This window comes from Desulfobacula sp. (assembly GCF_021107415.1).
The window spans coordinates 1-2,750 of sequence record NZ_JAIOSW010000254.1 but is presented as its reverse complement, the minus strand read 5'-3'; the positions used below and the strand labels follow the sequence as shown (position 1 = coordinate 2,750).

Genomic DNA, 2,750 nt, shown 5'->3' with positions numbered 1-2,750 from the left:
CGTATCGACCTTAAATACGGAAATGAGACAAAACGACTTGCCGATGAATTCAACCTGATGGCAAAGAAGTTGAAAGAACGCCAGACAGAACTGATTCAGGCGAACAAGCTGGCTTCTTTAGGACTTTTATCTGCCGGAATTGCTCACGAGATTAAAAATCCTCTTGCAGGCATCAAGACAAGCGCCCAGGTTTTAAATAGACTTTTACCTGAAGAAATTGTGCAGGAAACAGGTCAACATGTCTCAAACACCTTGATTAGCACCGGCGTTATGATAAAAAGAGACGATTATATAGACATAAAAAGTCTATCCGGCGGAATAGCAAAGGAAGTTGACGGTCTGAACAAAACAGTAACGGACCTTCTCGATTTCGCCAAGCCCGGGCCGTCGAAAAAGACAGTTTGCAATCTGTCTGAGATTGTTGATCGATCGATTAATCTCATCCAGAGTGAAATTAGAAAAAAAAGAGTATATCTACAAAACAACATTAAAGGCTTTGAGGTGCTGGTCGATTTTGACCAGATGACGCATATTTTTATTAACCTTATTTTAAATGCACTTTCGGCTGTGGAGCCTGGTAGCGGAACTATTACACTTACTTCTGAAAAAAAACAAAAAGGTGTATTTAAGATCAAGTTAGTCGATAATGGTCACGGTATTCCCGATGAGATGATCCCAAGAATTTTCGACCCCTTCTTTTCCATGTTTAAAAAAGGGACCGGCCTGGGGTTGTCGATAGTATATACATTGCTTACGCAGAATAATGTCAATGTTGATGTGTCGAGTATTGAGGGAGAAGGAACCACTTTTATTTTAACGTTTGAAAAAATATGATTAGATATCTTTTCCCGTAAAAGTTCGGCCACCAATGAAGAAGTAAATATTTTTTTTGTGGTGGTTGAAAATATTTATTTGATTCCTGGTTGAGAGGTTAAATATGGCGGAAGTTGCAATTGTCGATGATGAAAAACTGCTGGTAAATTCACTTAAAATAGAGCTGTCTCACGAAGGCTACAGCGTCAGCGAATTTTACGATGCAGGCTCATTTATAACTTATATTCAGTCAAACGAGCCGGATGTGGTGCTCCTTGATCTTCAGCTTCCCGACATAAACGGGCTTGAGGTTTTGCAGACTATAATGCAGGCAGGCAGGTATATTCCAACTATCATTATTACTGCCCATGGTAACATCGAGTCCGCAATACAGGCGATGAAGGCAGGAGCTTTTGACTACATTAACAAACCCTTCGAGCTTGATGAAATCAGCATTCTTATAAAAAAGGCGCTTGATGAAACAAAACTTGTCAAAGAAGTTGAACATCACAGGCAGCGTGCATATAAAAACGCACGCCTTAAAAATATAATAGGCTCAAGCCCTCCGATTCGTGAATTGCTTGAAACTATTGAGAAATTAGCCAAAATTGATAATACTACGATATTACTCCGAGGAGAAAGCGGTACAGGGAAAGATCTACTTGCAAAAGTTATTCACAACTTAAGTGCCAGGAGCTCAAAGCAGTTTATTGAAATAAACTGTGCATCTTTTCCTGAAAATCTGCTCGAAAGCGAATTGTTCGGACATGAAAAAGGGGCTTTTACCGACGCTAAACAGCGAAAAACAGGCCTTGTTGAAATAGCCGACGGCGGAACCCTTTTTCTCGATGAGATCGGCGAATTGCCCCTGCCCTTGCAGTCAAAACTTTTAAAGTTTATCGACATTAAATCCTTTAGAAGAATAGGAGGCACATCGGAAATCCGAGTTGATGTGCGTATTATATCCGCAACAAATCGTAACCTTGAAAATTCTATTAAAAACGGTTCTTTTCGACAGGACCTTTATTACAGGCTTAATGTACTGCCTATCACCATCCCGCCTCTTCGGGATCGAGGAGCAGATGTTATTAAAATTACAAAGCATTATCTTGAAAGCATGTCCAAAAAGTTTGGAAAGCGTCAGATGTCATTGGGAATAAAAGCTAAAACCGCTTTTCTTGCCTATGATTGGCCGGGAAACGTGCGCGAATTGAAAAATTTTATCGAACGCCTTGTAATTCTTTCAAGCAACGATGTAATCGGCTACTCGCAGCTTCCTTTAGAGATGAAAGAACGGCTGGCCGAGCTCAAGTCAATAAAGAACCGATATAAGAATAAAAGCCTTTGCATGAATGATATCCTGGAAATTTTCGAAGAAGAACTTATTAGTAATGCACTGGCAAATGCAGGAGGAATAAAAGCAGAAGCTGCAAAAATTCTCGGTATCAGCCGCTATTCCCTGCTACGGAAAATAAAACGGATTTACGGTAAAGATAAAAAAGATTAACCTCTTATTTCCATTCAGCGTGCCGTACCCGCACGCTTTGTGCTGTATCCGCACGCATTTTTCTTTTTATTAAATTCCGGCAAGACTGTTCTAAAACAATCGAATACTGCCAAACATCAAGTATTTCCTCCGTTTATAGCCATAATATGCTTCCTCGATATATTTTTTTATTACATGGCACATTCCTTGCTCTTAAATTACTCACGTTTGATGAATTTATCAAAAAGCTATAGGAATTCATCAAAAATGGATTATATATTATTGATGAACTCGAATAAAGTTATTCTAACGCTTGGATACTCGCCTTAGCGGGTATGACGGATAGTATAACATTCTGATTTATTATGCTTTATTGTCATTCCCGCGGAGGCGGGAATCCAGACAAATGAGGAAATTCGACTTTTTACGACGCCATCATTATTGACGGTCT

At 39.5% G+C, this 2,750-nt stretch carries 2 protein-coding genes; both read left to right on the top strand.

The annotated features are described in order from the left end of the window. Positions 1 to 834: ATP-binding protein (locus tag K8S13_RS13730; protein WP_291463299.1), on the top strand; the 834-nt coding region annotated here is incomplete at its 5' end. Positions 835 to 937: 103 nt separating this feature from the next. Next, positions 938 to 2,320, top strand: coding sequence for a sigma-54 dependent transcriptional regulator (locus K8S13_RS13725; RefSeq protein WP_291463297.1), 1,383 nt, complete (start codon positions 938 to 940; stop codon positions 2,318 to 2,320). Positions 2,321 to 2,750 lie beyond the last annotated feature (430 nt).

Bases quoted from the DNA above. Each gene is read 5' to 3' on its own strand.
- K8S13_RS13725 (WP_291463297.1), top strand. From the start codon at position 938: ATGGCGGAAGTTGCAATTGTCGATGATGAAAAACTGCTGGTAAATTCA.